The sequence below is a fragment of the Sporosarcina sp. FSL K6-3508 genome, assembly GCF_038615825.1.
GTDB classification, from domain to species: Bacteria; Bacillota; Bacilli; order Bacillales_A; family Planococcaceae; genus Sporosarcina; species Sporosarcina newyorkensis.
The window spans coordinates 1,432,942-1,448,215 of record NZ_CP152016.1 but is presented as its reverse complement, the minus strand read 5'-3'; the positions used below and the strand labels follow the sequence as shown (position 1 = coordinate 1,448,215).

Annotated in this window: 13 protein-coding genes; 2 read left to right on the top strand and 11 right to left on the bottom strand. The window is 44.5% G+C overall.

Annotation, left to right across the window (positions count from 1 at the left end):
* Positions 1 to 35 precede the first annotated feature (35 nt).
* Both MKX97_RS06765 and MKX97_RS06760 read right to left on the bottom strand, forming a co-directional pair.
* Positions 36 to 2,300, bottom strand: a complete 2,265-nt coding sequence (locus tag MKX97_RS06765; RefSeq protein WP_342537233.1) for a DEAD/DEAH box helicase — start codon at positions 2,298 to 2,300, stop codon at positions 36 to 38.
* Entirely contained in the window at positions 2,293 to 2,673 is a 381-nt protein-coding gene (locus tag MKX97_RS06760) for a YppE family protein (protein ID WP_342537232.1), read from the bottom strand. Before MKX97_RS06760 ends, MKX97_RS06765 begins: the two co-directional genes overlap by 8 nt.
* Before the next feature lie 182 nt (positions 2,674 to 2,855).
* Here MKX97_RS06760 and recU point away from each other — a divergent pair, with 182 nt between their 5' ends.
* Positions 2,856 to 3,497 (top strand): Holliday junction resolvase RecU, encoded by a 642-nt coding sequence (gene recU, locus MKX97_RS06755; RefSeq protein ID WP_342537231.1) that lies wholly within the window; start codon positions 2,856 to 2,858, stop codon positions 3,495 to 3,497.
* On the top strand, positions 3,494 to 6,175 hold the full coding sequence (locus tag MKX97_RS06750) for a PBP1A family penicillin-binding protein (RefSeq protein WP_342537230.1): 2,682 nt from the start codon (positions 3,494 to 3,496) through the stop codon (positions 6,173 to 6,175). The genes recU and MKX97_RS06750 overlap by 4 nt, the downstream gene beginning before the upstream one ends.
* A gap of 221 nt (positions 6,176 to 6,396) precedes the next feature.
* On the opposite strand, the gene MKX97_RS06745 is transcribed toward MKX97_RS06750, so the two are convergent.
* From MKX97_RS06745 to panB, 9 genes are all read right to left on the bottom strand, one after another.
* Positions 6,397 to 6,732 (bottom strand): YpoC family protein, encoded by a 336-nt coding sequence (locus tag MKX97_RS06745; protein ID WP_342537229.1) that lies wholly within the window; start codon positions 6,730 to 6,732, stop codon positions 6,397 to 6,399.
* Positions 6,729 to 7,376 (bottom strand): endonuclease III, encoded by a 648-nt coding sequence (nth, locus tag MKX97_RS06740; RefSeq protein ID WP_340758633.1) that lies wholly within the window; start codon positions 7,374 to 7,376, stop codon positions 6,729 to 6,731. The genes MKX97_RS06745 and nth overlap by 4 nt, the downstream gene beginning before the upstream one ends.
* An 8-nt stretch (positions 7,377 to 7,384) precedes the next feature.
* Positions 7,385 to 8,098 carry a DnaD domain-containing protein gene (locus tag MKX97_RS06735; RefSeq protein WP_342537228.1) on the bottom strand — a complete coding sequence of 238 codons (714 nt, stop codon included), beginning with the start codon at positions 8,096 to 8,098 and terminating at the stop codon, positions 7,385 to 7,387.
* 62 nt (positions 8,099 to 8,160) lie between these two features.
* A complete protein-coding gene (locus MKX97_RS06730; RefSeq protein ID WP_342537227.1) occupies positions 8,161 to 9,354 on the bottom strand; it encodes a pyridoxal phosphate-dependent aminotransferase in 1,194 nt (397 codons plus the stop codon).
* Positions 9,355 to 9,391: 37 nt separating this feature from the next.
* The gene (locus tag MKX97_RS06725) at positions 9,392 to 9,871 is read right to left on the bottom strand and encodes a DUF5590 domain-containing protein (protein WP_009497114.1); all 480 of its coding nucleotides are present in this window, start codon (positions 9,869 to 9,871) and stop codon (positions 9,392 to 9,394) included.
* A 323-nt stretch (positions 9,872 to 10,194) separates the two neighbouring features.
* Entirely contained in the window at positions 10,195 to 12,969 is a 2,775-nt protein-coding gene (gene dinG / locus MKX97_RS06720; RefSeq protein ID WP_342537226.1) for an ATP-dependent DNA helicase DinG, read from the bottom strand.
* A 132-nt stretch (positions 12,970 to 13,101) separates the two neighbouring features.
* The gene (gene panD, locus MKX97_RS06715) at positions 13,102 to 13,485 is read right to left on the bottom strand and encodes an aspartate 1-decarboxylase (RefSeq protein ID WP_040758169.1); all 384 of its coding nucleotides are present in this window, start codon (positions 13,483 to 13,485) and stop codon (positions 13,102 to 13,104) included.
* Entirely contained in the window at positions 13,478 to 14,359 is an 882-nt protein-coding gene (panC, locus tag MKX97_RS06710) for a pantoate--beta-alanine ligase (protein WP_342537225.1), read from the bottom strand. Before panC ends, panD begins: the two co-directional genes overlap by 8 nt.
* Positions 14,356 to 15,195: a 3-methyl-2-oxobutanoate hydroxymethyltransferase gene (gene panB / locus MKX97_RS06705; RefSeq protein ID WP_340758630.1), complete on the bottom strand. Its 840-nt coding sequence runs from the start codon at positions 15,193 to 15,195 to the stop codon at positions 14,356 to 14,358. Before panB ends, panC begins: the two co-directional genes overlap by 4 nt.
* Between the last annotated feature and the right edge of the window lie 79 nt (positions 15,196 to 15,274).

Here is a 15,274-nt window from a genome sequence, read left to right as displayed (position 1 = left end):
CAAAATAGGAATCTAAGCCAAATCACCTTACAGCTTCATCCCACCAATTCCCTCAAAAGACTCTCCGCCCGGCTCTTATTCTCCGTCTGCCCCGCTTCCTGCGCACCAATGCAAACCGGACACCCATACTCACACCGACACTCCATCACATGTTCGGCCGCCAGCGTCAACAATTCACTCCATCGGCTATAAATATTCTCGCTCAATCCGATTCCACCTGGATAGCTATCATAAATGAAAAATGTCGGACGTTTCATATGAATAGCTTTCACTTGTGGTACAACGTGGATGTCACTACGATCACACTTGATAAAAAGCGGGATCAACGACTGAATCGCGTATGCCGCCGAAGTCATCGCATCTGTCAAATCTGATTTCTCCCAATCACTCGGCACATCGAATGTCAACCAAGTGCCGGATGTGTGCATTTCCTCAGATGGCAATGAAATCGGTCCTGATCCGATATTGTCATGTGTATCAAACTTAATCTTCTTAAAAATCGTCGGGATCGCAAGCACCGCCAAATCACCAAACGCATACGTCCGTTCTCCCGCGTCCTGCCTCTTATCTTCACTAATCACTTTCAATTCCACCGCTAAATTCGCATCTGTGAAATAATCAACGTCCACGACAGTAACATACGCCTTCTTTTCTTCCCAATCCAACTTCTCCACTTGATACTGCGTGCCTTGATGCAAATAAATCGCTTCCTCATGCAAAAGTGTCATCGCGCTGAAACGATCCATTTCTCCAATGACCCGGGTTTCTTTCGGAAATGACTGATCGATGATAACCACATTTTCCTGTGAAGCAGATCGCAAGCTGATTTCTCCTGCTGGAAAACGATCCGTCATCCAGTGCCATTTATCCGATGTTTGCATTAGCACGCCTTCGCTCTGCAAAAATGCCAGCAGTTCCTGCACTTCGAACTCACCGTATGTTTCTATTGAAGAAAACGGCAATTCAAATGAAGCACATTTCAAGTGATCCATTAAAATCAACATATTATCCGGATGAATATGAATTTCTTCAGGCTGTTGACCCAGCAAATACGACGGATGCTTAATAATGTATTGATCGAGCGGCATAGACTGCGCTACATAAATAATCAACGCATCTTCCTGCCGCCTTCCCGCTCGTCCTGCCTGCTGCAGGGCACTTGCTATATTTCCCGGATATCCCGTCATGATACAGGCTTGCAGCTGACCGATGTCGATTCCAAGTTCTAAAGCGTTCGTGCTGACGACCGTGCGTATATCACCGTTTTTCAGTCCGCTTTCAATTTTTCTGCGCTCCGTCGGAAGATAGCCTCCGCGGTACCCCATCACCGTCTCATCAAATAACTTCTTTTTCGTCAGTTCTTTCATATACGTAACGAGCATTTCTACGCGGACCCGGCTGCGTGCGAAGATAATCGTCTGAATATGCTGCTGATAAAGAAATGCACCTAAATCCCGCACTTCAAGAACGGCACTTCTTCGTATGCCAAAGACATCATGGACAATCGGCGGATTGTAGAAAACGAAGTGTTTTTTTCCGCGTGGTGCGCCATTTTGATCGATAAGCACCATTTCGCGATTCGTTAAGTTCTCGGCTAATTCTTTCGCGTTTGAAATCGTAGCAGAGGTACAAATGAAAATTGGATCACTGCCATAAAACCGGCAAATGCGCTGCAATCTCCTCAGCACATGCGCGACATGACTGCCGAACACTCCTTTATATGTGTGAAGTTCATCCACCACAATATATTTTAAGTTCTCAAACAATGAAATCCATTTCGTGTGGTGAGGCAGGATCGCCGAATGCAGCATATCGGGATTGGTCAAAATAATATGCCCGGATTTTCGAACTTTTGCCCGTAATCCTGGAACCGTATCTCCATCATACGTATGGCTTAAAATCGTCTCCCCGCTTGCTTCGATCAATTCATGCAAATCCGCCAATTGGTCTTGCGCCAATGCTTTGGTCGGAAATAAATACAATGCGCGCGAAGACGGATTATCCAAGATGGATTGCAGCACGGGCAGATGATAACAAAGCGACTTTCCTGACGCTGTCGGAGTAATCGCCGTAATCGAGTTGCCCTCACTGACTGCGTCGAACGCTTGCCTTTGATGGCTGTAAAGCTGTGAAATACCTTTTTCCGCCAACGCGTGTCGAATGGACGGATGCAAAGCAGGCGGAAATTCAGCAAGTTTTGCTTCTTGCTCCTTCAACGTTTCGATATAGGAAATATTCGGCCCAAAACGTGGATCAGCAAATAATTGTTGAATGGTTTCAGGTATATTTTGTTTATTCATTCGGACGGCCCTCTCCGGTTTCATTGCCCATTGCATTCAAAACAGTCTGTAATGTATAGCGCGCGGCATTGATCGATAAGATAAAACGCTTCTTCCCGGTCTCTTTATAAAAAGATTGGACGACAAATTGCGTCATCGAATCTTTTAATGAATCGATCTGCACTTCATGAACATATCGCGGTTTCGCGACCTTGATCCAAACCTTCATATCCGCAGACCAATCCGCGATCGCACGATGGCTGCGGTCCGCATAAGGCTTCACTTCTTCAAAAAACTCCGGTGAATGACCGGTTTCTCTCATTGTATAAAAACGCTGCTCACATTCGTCACAAATGGCAAGCAAGCTCTTTGTCTCTTCAACTAAACTCATCATATAAAACTCCTTCATCACTCTATGCTTATCTATATTTTATCAGAAAGCCAGCCCCTACTCCACTTATTACGAACAAGTATTCCGCAAGTTAATTTTCAAAGCTTTACATTGCTGTGAAACTTTCTTTTTGGTAACTCGTCTAGTAGTGGGTATGGTATGATTAAGAGCGCGAGGTGGTCACATTGGCGATTCGTTATCCTAACGGAAAAAAGTATAATCCGTCCGTACCAGCAGCAAAAAAGAAAACCTTTGCCCACTCCTTCAGTAACCGTGGTAAATCATTGGAAGACGAATTAAATGACACGAATGAATATTATTTGGCTAATGAAACGGCGGTAATCCATAAAAAGCCGGTTCCCATTCAAATAGTCAATGTCCGATATCCAGCTAGAAGCGCGGCAGTCATCACGGAAGCGTATTTCCGCACACCTTCCACTACAGACTATAACGGGGTCTATAAAGGCCGCTATGTGGATTTCGAAGCGAAAGAGACAAAGAATAAAACATCTTTTCCTTTGCAAAATATTCATTTGCATCAAGTGCTTCATATGAAGCACGTAATAGATCAATTGGGCCTTGCTTTTTTTATTATTCATTTCAGTTCCCTTGACCGTTACTTCTTATTGCCGTTCGAACAATTTCACCCTCTATGGAAACGTATGGAAGACGGCGGAAGAAAGTCGATCACATTGGAGGAAATGGAAGAGCGATCCATTGAGATTACAACAGGTTACCAACCCAGGCTAGATTACTTACAAGCCGTTGAACAATGGCTTCAACGCGAACGAATAGATCAAGACATTGAAAGGCAGGAAAAAGCATGAGTGACAATATAAACTCAAGAACCGCTAGAAGGAAGCAAGAGGAAGCGAAGCAAAGAAAAAAGCCTCGTAAAAAAGCGCCTAAAGGATGGTTCAAGAAAATCATAGTGGCGGTTGTCATACTAGGTCTCGCCGTCTTAGTCGGAGGCGCTTCATTGTTCGCCTATTATGCGAGTACAGCACCTGATTTAGATGAAGAGCTTCTAAAAGATCCGCTCACGTCCAACTTTCTAACAAAAGATGGAGATATATTCTTGAAATTTGGTGCGGAGAAACGAGATTATGTACCGTATGATGAAATACCCGAACAAATGAAAAATGCTATTTTAGCAACTGAAGACATCCGTTTCTTCAAACATCACGGGTTGGATTTCTATCGTCTAGGCGGAGCAGTACTCGGAAACTTACGAAGCGGTTTTGGTTCCCAAGGTGCTTCTACCCTCACGCAGCAAGTAATCAAAAACTCATTTTTAACGGATGAAAAGACATTAAAAAGAAAAGCTCAAGAAGCTTGGCTTGCGTTTAAATTGGAAAGAGAGTATTCAAAAGAAGAAATTTTCGAAATGTATTTCAATAAAATATTAATGTCCGGTAACCGATATGGTTTCGGTACAGGAGCAAACTATTTCTATGGCAAGAAGCTCAATGAATTGGATTTGCAAGAGACTGCAATGCTTGCAGGATTGCCTCAATATCCGAATGGCTATAATCCGTTCAAACATCCAGAACGTGCGGAGAAGCGCCGAAACATCGTGTTGACACTTATGTACCGACACGAAAAGATCACAAAAGAAGAGATGGAAGCAGCTAAGGAAATACCTGTCACAGCCACTTTATTACCTGAAGAAGAACGTCAAGCGAATGGTAAGTACCCTGCCTACGTAGACGCCGTATTGGATGAGCTAGAGGAAGCTGGTCTATCCGATTTATTGGCAGAAGGCATCACGGTACAAACCTCACTCGATCCTAAAGTACAGGAAACAGTAGAAGCCGCCCTCGATGATCCGAGTTATTATGAATCGGAAAAAATGCAGGCGGGCATGACCGTGCTGGATACAAAAACCGGTGCCATTGTCGCTGTTGGCGGAGGACGTGAGTATGCGGGACGGAACTTGAACTTCGCGGAGCAAAAACGGCAACCTGGTTCAGTCATTAAACCTATTCTCTCTTATGCCCCGGCAATTGAGAACTTCAGCTGGTCTACAGGTCAAACAGTTGTAGATGAACCATATAAATATAAAGGCACGAACAAATCCATCAATAATGCAGACGGACGATTCCTTGGGTCATTGACAATGCGGGAGGCATTATACTATTCCAGAAATATTCCTGCCGTTAAAACGTTCGAGGAAGTCGGAGCAAAAAATGCCAAAGCGTTTGCTGAGACACTTGGCTTACCTTATGACACGATCAATTCCAGCGACGCATTGGGCGGTGGCGGCGGATTCTCCACTGTGCAAATGGCCGGTGCCTATGCTGCATTCGGCAATGGCGGGATTTACACGAAACCACATGCCGTGACGAAAATCACGCTACGTGATGGGAAAACAGAGAAAAATCTTCGTCCAGATCCCGTGACGGCGATGAAAGATTCTACAGCGTATATGATTACAGATATGTTGCGTGACGTCTTAACTTCTGAAGGAACAGCTATAAACGCTGCAATTAGCGGAATGGACATCGCAGGTAAAACCGGGACGACCAACTACTCTTCCGATACGATGAAAAAGCATAATATGAAAAACACAGACGTACCCGATACTTGGTTCACAGGCTACACGACGGAGTATACGATCTCCACATGGGGTGGCTATGCGGATTATGTAACGCCAATTACAACATATGATAAAGGCCGACACGTACCGCAAAAATTATTCAAAACGGTCATGAGCAGCATTGCAAACAATCCTGACCGATTCACACAGCCAAACTCAGTGGAAGAAGCAAAAATTGTCAAAGGCAGTAATCCACTCGCCTTGGCTAGTTCGTTCACTCCGAGCAATTTAGTGCGGACGGAATTATTCGTCAGGGGAACACTTCCTACCATACAAGAAGTGCCAGAACAGATTGAATTGCCGAGTCCAACTGACTTGACAGCACAATTTGATGCCGATTCAAATTCCATTGAATTGCAGTGGAATTATGACGTTCCAGATGAATTTGAAGATCTTGGAGATCCTGAGTTCAACGTTAGCGTATCGATTGACGGAGGCGCAGCGCAAAGTATCACAACTACTGCCGATCACCAAGCAGTCTTCCAGGGAGCAGAATTAGGCAAGACCTATACATTCAGCGTGACTGCCAGCATGGGTGGCTATACAAGCGGCGCGACTTCCACCCAACTGCTGCTAGAAGGAGCAGATGAGCCGGACGTCGAAGAGGAGCCGGATGAGGATCCAGACAATGAATTTGAAGATCCAAACATTGATCAGGGTGATTCTGACAACGATGGCCAACCCGATCAAAATAACCCAGGTAATCCCGACCAAGACAACTCAAATAACCAAGGAAACCAGGGTAACCAAGGCAATCAAGATGGCCAAGGAAATCCGAACGATCAAGGCAACCAAGGGAATCAAGGGAACGAGGGGAATCAGGGCAACCAAGGGCAAGGGAATCAAGGCCAAGATTCCAACCCTTCTATATCCACCCCGAATTCTTCACAATCTAACAATAACTAAATAAAAGCCGCCCGAGAAGTCATTTTCACCTGACTTTTCGGGCGGCTCTTTTTTATGTCGGAAAAGCTGTTTATCAGTTTCAAGGTGTTGAAATATAGGCACGAAATCGGGTTGGTTTCGTTAACGGCACTTTAGTGCGTATCTACATTCAATGAAAAAAGCTGTCTCTGAAAGTCATTTTGACCCTCAGTGACAGCTTCTCCTTGTTTTGAACCTATATATTACCGCCGCACACGCAGTCGGGCTGCTTTCTTCTTTACTTCATCGTAGAGCATGTTCAATTGAACCAATGCATAATGACTTGTGTTTTGAAGTTTGATAAACTCTATGCGTTCCGTGTAATTATTCGGCTCCAACACATACTGAATTCTGTTTGTATGTGGATGTTCTTCCGTTCCGCTCTGCTCGATTAGCCGTTCCAATTGTTCAATCGCCGGCTGCAGTAAAAACATGCGGCTTTCATCCCGCACTGCGTAGGCTTTCTCAAGATTCGGCTTCTGTTCGTTCCACAACTCGAGTGTTTGTCTTACCGACTCTTTAAGTTCTTCATGATTCATTTCGCTTTCATCCTTTTCTGACCTTCCCTGCACAAATGCAATAGCGGGCATTCCGGACAGTTTGGATTTTGTGCTTTACAATGATAGCGTCCGAAGAAAATGATTTGATGATGCGCCTGCGTCCACTTTTCCATCGGCGTCCAACGCATAATTTTCTCTTCCACATCGATGGGACGGTCTTTCCAACGATTCATGCCGAGCCGTTTTGCAACGCGTTCCACATGCGTGTCCACCGCTAAGGCTGGGACGCCGAACGCGTTGGATACTACGACATTTGCAGTTTTCCGGCCAACGCCGGGCAGTGTCATCATGACATCGCGACTCGCCGGCACTTCCCCGCCATGTTCTTCAATCAATATCTCACTAAGCGCTTGGATATTTTTTGATTTATTGCGGTAGAGACCGATCGAACGAATGTCTTGCTGTAATTCCTCAATGGAAACTCCGAGATAATCTTCCGGGACCGTATACTTTTGAAATAGATCAGCAGTTACGCGATTCACCAATACGTCAGTGCATTGGGCGGATAATAACGTTGCGATAAGTAACTCGAACGGATTTTTATGCACGAGCTCACAATGAGCATCCGGAAACATCTCTTCGAACGCTTGCAGGCAGACTTGCCATTGTGTTTTTGTTAACATAGTATCCCCTATTCTCGTTCTTCCAACCAATTATAGAAAGGTACACGTTTTATAGATTTTTTTGTCATCTGCTGTGTTACCGTAGCAGACGCGACAGGACGGAACGATTGAACTTGCCTTTCGACATCTTTCATCGTTCGTACATTTTTCTTTTTCCATTCAAATAAAATGCGGTCGATGTAGCGTAAGCTCATCTTTTGGGCCAGTACGGCTTCCCTCAATGCGGCGCGTATAATTTCAGCCGAGTGGCCATCCTTATCAATCCACATCCCGATTGTTTCACACTCCATAGGAGAAAGAAACCGTCCGAATTCTTGCTCAAATAAAGAGAAGATTTCTCCTTCATCATTTTGTTGCTGTTGCTCTGTTATCTGCGCCTGATTTTTCGCAATAATTTCTAGTAGTCGTTCCCATAGGGGCAGTAAAGAAAAGCGCTCGTGCAAAACTTGATGTTCGTCCGTACTTTGTACAATCGAAAAAATTCCTTTTTGCATCAAACGTTGTAAAGAGTCCGTTATATCCTTCTCTTGCTGCTGCATACGGTTCGCAATATCGGTCGGAGTAGGAAAATGTTTTCCTTCTCCTTGAAATGCGATAATATGCAAAATCACCATCGCGTCACTATCTGAAATCAGCAGTTGTTTATAATGTTGAAAAAAGAGCTGGGAAATAGAGACATTTCCCTGCTCAATCCAAATTTTCAGCCGCTCATCTTGTTGCATGTATGAAACTTCCTCTCATCAGCAAATGAAAATTTGCTTCCGTACTATCCAAAGCGTGAAGGTTAAGCCTTCCAGTGATCTTTTACAAACTTTTCAATACGTTCCAAGCCTTTTTCAAGCTGATCGATCGATGTAGCATAGGATAACCGAATCGTCGTATCTGATCCAAAACCGGACCCAGGAATTACCGCTACTTTTGCTTCTGTCAACAGTGCTTTTGCGAATTCGTCGACGGACGCAAAGCCGGTATGCTCCAGTGCTTCCTTTACGTCAGGCAAGAAATAGAATGCGCCTTGTGGTTTCAACACATGGAAACCAGGAATAGCGGAGAGCTTCGGATAAATCTGATTCATACGGGATTCAAAAGCAGTACGCATGACTTCGACTGCATCTTGCGGACCGTTATATGCTTCAATCGCCGCATATTGTGATGTTGTTACAGGGTTTGAAGTCGAGTGGCTCGCCAAATTCGTCATTGCGCCCACAACGCTAGCGTCACCCGCGATATAGCCAATGCGCCAGCCCGTCATCGAATGGGACTTCGATACGCCATTAATGATGAATGTACGCGCTTTTGCGTCTTCCGTCAATTGTGCAATGGACACGTGCTGCTTGCCATCATAAACAAGTTTTTCATAGATTTCATCCGAAATGATCCAAATGTCTTTTTCACGGCATACATCCGCGATCGCCTGCAATTCTTCTTTTGTGTAGATCATGCCTGTTGGATTTCCCGGTGAATTGATGATGACGGCTTTGGTTTTCTCCGTTATCGCTTCGCTAATTTGTGCTGCCGTCACTTTGAATTGTTCAGCTGCCGTCCCCTCAATAAATACCGGCACGCCTTCTGCCAACTTTACTTGTTCTGGGTAACTCACCCAATAAGGTGATGGGATGATAATTTCATCGCCTTTATCCAGCAACACTTGAAACAAGGTAAATAGTACATGCTTTGCGCCGACGCCAACCAGTATTTCATTGCGTTCATACGTCAACCCTTGATCTGTTTTCAATTTGCCAATTATCGCATCTTTCAATTCCGGAAGACCGCCGGCTGGAGTATATTTCGTCTTGCCATCTTTCATCGATTGATAAGCTGCTTCCAAAATGTTTTCAGGCGTATTATAGTCCGGTTCGCCCGCCCCGAGTCCGACGATATCAATGCCGGATGCCTTCATTTCTTTTGCTTTCGCAGTAATCGCTAGTGTTGTAGATGGTGTTAAAGTACTTACTCTCGATGCTAATTGTTTTCTCAAATTGACCGCTCTCCTTTAATCCTAATTCAACAGTAATCTATAAATGCATAATTCGCTTTTGCCACTTGCCATCTTTAAAATTAAGATAGACATAATTCAAACTGTCATCTTCCCCAAGATATGTCACTTCCCAAAAAAGGTTTTCTTTTTCCATTCCGAGTGAAGTGTGTAGGATCTTTTGGACCTTATCTTCTTTTTTAACGATGTCTGCGGCTTGTTGCTTTGTAATGCCTGTAGAGGGCGTAATCGTACGGACGACTTTTCCTGCTTTTTCATCCACTAAAATTACTTTGTTCTTGCCTTTTTCATCTGTACCATAAACAGAGACCAATGCGGCGGTGCCATGATAAATATCTGCCCGGTCCACTGTCGTAAGCGCTCCTTCACTGAGCACGAGATCCATCGCTGCATCTCTTGTAGAAGCAAATGGCTTTTCAGCTTGATAAAAAACTATGATCGTAATCGTTACAAAAAGGGTGAATAAAAAGATGGATAAAAACTTAATCCAATTGAGCATAAGCAACCCTTCCTGTCGAATGAACCGCCAATTTTTTTCGATTCATTTTCTAACCTACTTTCGATTTTGGTAAAACCAATTTTGAGACATTTAGCTTTAAGCGCCAGCCTCTCGGGTCGTTTCGGACTTAAATTAAAGGTAAAAAACACCTTTATTTTCAAGCCCTCCAACGCCTGTCCAGGCAAGACGGCGCTTTACACTTTTGCATCATCCAGTTTCAAGCGCCAGCCTCTCGGGTCGTTTCGGACTTAAAATAAAGGTAAGAAGCACCTTTATTTTTAAGCCCTCCAACGCCTGTCGAGGCTAGACGGCGCTTTACACTTTCATAAATCAGTATAACAATTTTCTATCTCATTCACCAGACTCTCTAGCGATACTTTTTTTACATGAGACTGTGGTAATGCATTCAAGAATGATTTGCCGTATGATTTTGTATCGATTCGCCGATCTAGGATGATGAAAAATCCTTGTTCATCTGAAGAGCGGATCAGTCGGCCGAATCCTTGTCGGAATCTAAGGATTGCTTCCGGCAAGCCGAGGTGTGTGAATGCATTTTTTTGCTCTGCCTGCAATGCAGCAGAACGCGCTTTAAAGAGAGGTTCTTCAGGAGAGGTGAACGGCAATCTCACGACGACAACAGCTGACAGCTCATCACTCGGAACATCAACGCCTTCCCAGAAACTTGTCGTTCCAAACAGAATCGCTTTCTCTGATTGTTTGAATGTCTTAAGAAGCTTGTGCCGACTGCCTGAACTTACACCTTGCGCTATTAATGTATATTCATCCTGTAACGATTCGCTATCCACGATTTCTTCGTATGTTTTCTTCAGCATATCGTGGGATAGGAACAGAGCAAACACACGTCCATCAATCGCGACGGCCGTCTGAATCAAGGCATCAGCAACTGCCGCAATGTATTCGTCGTCTGAAACTTGCTGTATATCTGGCATATCCTCCACAATAAACGTATTCGCCCCTGCATAAAAATCGCTTGGCGCATCAAATACATAAATCGGAACCGTTTCAGGCACACCCATTTGATCCAACACAAATCGTTCGTCCTGACCTGCTGTTAACGTACCGGACGTCCAGACAATCCCCGCCTGCCCTTCAAATTGATCAATGAATGAACGGACAACGGAAGCCGCATGAATCGGGCTCTTTTTGATCTGCAAACTTCCCGGCAAGCTTCTGCTGTCTCTTTCCATCCAAATTGTCATGTGAGACTCGGTATCCTCCAAAAAAAGCTCTACCCAGTCCCCTGCTTTTATTTTCATTTCATCCAACCAATACAGCCATTCATTCAGCGCGGCTTGTTCGTCAAGTGTCAGTTCATTCGCGTGCTGCTGTACAGGTCTGATATAGTTTTCTGCGGCATGCAAAAACTCATTCAATTTCCGCAGCACCACACGGAAGCTTTCATGTTGCAGCAAACGCTTCTTCAGGGGTTTCACTGAACGTGTCGTCCGACGGTTCTCCTGCTCCATTTTCGTGTTCGCCAAGATCAGCATCGACTCATCAAAAGCAAGCATGAACGCGTCATACGCACTCTGCAGTTTTTCAGTGGAATGCCTATGGTTGAAATGAAAACGCGTCAGGATCTCTTGTATATCAAAAAGCAATTGCCCATTGCTGAATGAATTCAATTGGCTCATCACGTACTTCCAATTTGTAAAGGAGAAAACTTGCTCTTGCGTTCGAATGGCCGCTTGATACAATTGATGTGCCTCATCGATCACAAGTCCTCCCACCGACTTGAACAGGGGCGTGTGTCGCTCTTTGTCGTTCATCAGCATCGCGTGGTTCGTCAGCAATAGCATCGAATGTCGGCAACGCTCCAAAATCCGCGAATAAAAATCGGCCACTCGCTCATCCTGCTTCAACTTCATGGAACGCTTACGGATCCGGTCTATAAACAGCTGACCGCCCCCTGAAACATTCACTTCATCCAAATCACCTGTTGTCGTCTCCGTCAGCCAGATCAGCACTTGCATGATCGTTATGGAGTCATCATAGACCTCATCATTGAAACGTAATAACTCTTCAAACTTTCCGAATGAAATGTAATTCGCCATTCCTTTGACAACAGTAGTCGGAATGTTCATTTGCAACGCTTTCCCAAGATTCTGCACTTCCTCCGCTAACATGTCGACCAAATGGTTTGTGTAGGTGCTTATGACGATCGGTTTTTTCGTAGCAGACGCCTGAATAATTGAAGGGATCAAATAGCCCATTGTTTTTCCAACACCTGTCGGAATCTCGACAGCTACTTGTTTCTTCTCTACAAAAGCCTGCCATGTCAAATCCATTAATTCGGCTTGACCTCTTCTCACATGATACTTGGCATTGATCTTCTGTAAAAATTGTTCTTTTGTTTCGTCACTCGAAGGAAATGTCGGCAGCTCAGTAGGACATGGTGCCATCTCCTGTTCTTTCCGATAAGGAATCCCACGAAACAATGAATACTCTTTAGCAGTTTCTTTGCTTTGTACAGAGCGCAGTCCTTCATAAAACAATGTCGACAGATCTGATTTCATTGCAAATGAACGTTCATGCAGCCGACCGAGCGTTTCTTTCGGCAAATCATGGATCTTAGCCAATGCTTTTAAAAAGAATTCTGCAGTAGCTTTTGCATCATCGTCTGCTCGATGTGCTTGGTGCAGTGGTATGTTCAGAGCTTCCGCAATATCCTGCAATCGATATCCCGGCAATGTCGGATATAAAATCTTCGCAAGCTCCACCGTATCGATTTTCTTACCCTGCCACTTCGATACCCCGCAGCGCACGAGTTCTTTTTGTAAGAAGGAAACATCAAAGTCGGTATTATGTGCAACAAACACACACCCCGCAAGCATATACGCCACCTCCTCGGCAATCTCTTCAAAAGGAGGCGCGTCCGCTACATCTTCATCACCGATTGAAGTCAGTTGATGGATGAATGGAGGAATGGTGCGTTGCGGATGAACATAACGCATATATGTATCGATAATTTGATTGTTTTCAATAAAGACTATAGCAATTTGAATGATCCGGTCGCCTTTTGAAGGTGAGTGACCCGTTGTTTCCAGATCAACAACTGCATATTTGCTTGTAGACATACCATCATCAACTTCCTGTATTGGTTTCTCTAGCAAATTGTATCATACTTGGATCAGCTACTCACGTCTTCCCCTACCCAAAAAGAAGAGAACCCATTTGAAGTTTCTCAAATAAGTTCCCTTTTTGTATTTCTAGAGAAGAGCGACGCCAGGCTTCTCGGTAATCAGCTCTTTTATGCGATTATTTTCATCCATAATTAGGACATTCGGCTGATGTACGCGTGCTTCTTCATCAGATAAATAGACATAATTCAAGATGATGACAATATCTCCCGGCTGCACGAGACGCGCTGCCGCTCCGTTGACACAGATCACACCACTGTCTCGTTCCCCTTCGATAATATACGTTTCAAAGCGTGCACCATTATTATTATTGACGATCTGCACTTTTTCATTCGGCAACATGCCGGCGGCTTCGAGTAATGCTGCATCGATGGTAATGCTGCCCACATAATTCAGATTGGCTTCCGTAACAGTTGCGCGGTGGATTTTTCCGTTCATCATCGTTCTAATCATTTTTCTCATCCTTTATGGTTGACATAATAATATTATCTATTAATCGCGTTGAAGTGAATTTCACAGCTACCGCGATAATAACTTCCTCCGCTTCACTGAAATTTTCATCCAATGAAGGGTAAGCTAGCGCGGTCACATAGTCGATCGTTCCTGACGTGTCTTTTTCAATAGCCGTCCGAATGATCTTTTCAACTTCTTGCAATGGTACTCCGTCATAGTAACTTTTCTTTCCAAGACTTAATGCTTTATAAATCGCGCTTGCTTCACTCCGCTCCTGTTCTGTCAAACGAACATTTCGGGAGCTTTTCGCAAGCCCGTCTTCTTCCCGTACCGTGGGAACACGAGAGATCACCGTCCGTAAATTAAAATCACGCACGAACGTTTCAATGATCGCCAACTGCTGCGCATCTTTCATTCCGAAATACGATTCATCCGGATCAATGATATTAAATAGTTTCAACAACACTTTCAACACGCCGTCGAAATGGCCGGGTCTGGATGCACCGCATAGACGCGTCGCTTGCTCTCCAGGAAGGATACGAATCGTGCTTTTATTAGGATACATTTCTTCTACAGATGGGATAAATAAATAATCGACGCCAGCTGCAGATGCAAGTTCCGCATCACGTGGCTCGTTACGTGGATAAGCTTCATAATCTTCACCAGGACCAAATTGCGCCGGGTTGACGAAAATACTCATGACGACGATATCATGATCTCTTCTCGCATGTTCCACCAGCGTCAGATGACCTTCATGAAGAAAACCCATCGTTGGCACAAAACCAACTGTACGGCCATTGCGCTGTTTTGGGTTCACTATAGCTTGCAGCTCATTCACCGTGCGGACGATTCGCATCGTACCAGCCGCATTCATAACTTTTTACCTCCGTATAAAGCATCGAGTTCTTCTTCTTTCATCGTGAAGCGATGGCTTTCGGAAGGGAATGACCCCTCTTTCACGGCCATATTATAGAGCTTTATTGCTCCTTCGATATCTTTACCTACATCGGCATAGCTTTCTACAAACTTCGGCAATTTGTGATTACCATAGCGAACCATGTCATGGAACACAAGTACTTGTCCATCGGTATCTGCACCGGCCCCGATACCGATGATCGGAATCGAAACGGCCTGCGCCACTTCTTTTGCCAGTTGGAAAGGAATGCATTCCAAGACAATCATGAACGCACCAGCCGCTTCACATGCTTTTGCATCCTCGATCAATTGTTTCGCTGCTGCAGCTGTCTTGCCCTGTACTCTATATCCGCCAGTAACACCTGCCGACTGAGGAAGGAGCCCCAAGTGCCCACAGACCGGAATTCCAGCAGACGTCAGTAAATTGATTTTATCAACTACTGCACCGCTGCCTTCTACCTTTAGCGCGTTCGCAGCTGTTTCTTGGAATAAGCGCAGTGCATGCTGTAATGTAGTATCCTCCGATCCGTGATACGTACCGAACGGCATATCGACAATAACAAATGTTTCTTTAGCGCCTCGTCTAACCGCTTTTCCGTGATGAATCATTTCTTCTAACGTCACAAGTGCTGTAGAATCATAGCCCAATACGACCATCCCAAGAGAATCGCCGACGAGAAGTACATCGACCCCCGCTTGTTCTGCGATTTGTGCTGTTGGAAAATCATAAGCCGTCAGCATGCTGATCTTTTCACCAGCGACTTTCATCTTTGAAAAATCCGTTGTTGATTTCACTGTTCATCTTCTCCTTTTAACGAATTTCAGCGGGGGCTATTTATCTTTAAAACAAAAATAAAACCCTGCTGATCCAAAA

What these genes read in the sequence shown, in the direction of transcription:
- MKX97_RS06765 (WP_342537233.1), bottom strand. Translation starts at nt 2,300, where the DNA reads ATGAATAAACAAAATATACCTGAAACCATTCAACAATTATTTGCTGAT.
- MKX97_RS06760 (WP_342537232.1), bottom strand. Translation starts at nt 2,673, where the DNA reads ATGATGAGTTTAGTTGAAGAGACAAAGAGCTTGCTTGCCATTTGTGAC.
- MKX97_RS06750 (WP_342537230.1), top strand. Translation starts at nt 3,494, where the DNA reads ATGAGTGACAATATAAACTCAAGAACCGCTAGAAGGAAGCAAGAGGAA.
- MKX97_RS06745 (WP_342537229.1), bottom strand. Translation starts at nt 6,732, where the DNA reads ATGAATCATGAAGAACTTAAAGAGTCGGTAAGACAAACACTCGAGTTG.
- nth (WP_340758633.1), bottom strand. Translation starts at nt 7,376, where the DNA reads ATGTTAACAAAAACACAATGGCAAGTCTGCCTGCAAGCGTTCGAAGAG.
- MKX97_RS06735 (WP_342537228.1), bottom strand. Translation starts at nt 8,098, where the DNA reads ATGCAACAAGATGAGCGGCTGAAAATTTGGATTGAGCAGGGAAATGTC.
- MKX97_RS06725 (WP_009497114.1), bottom strand. Translation starts at nt 9,871, where the DNA reads ATGCTCAATTGGATTAAGTTTTTATCCATCTTTTTATTCACCCTTTTT.
- dinG (WP_342537226.1), bottom strand. Translation starts at nt 12,969, where the DNA reads ATGTCTACAAGCAAATATGCAGTTGTTGATCTGGAAACAACGGGTCAC.
- panD (WP_040758169.1), bottom strand. Translation starts at nt 13,485, where the DNA reads ATGATTAGAACGATGATGAACGGAAAAATCCACCGCGCAACTGTTACG.
- panC (WP_342537225.1), bottom strand. Translation starts at nt 14,359, where the DNA reads ATGAATGCGGCTGGTACGATGCGAATCGTCCGCACGGTGAATGAGCTG.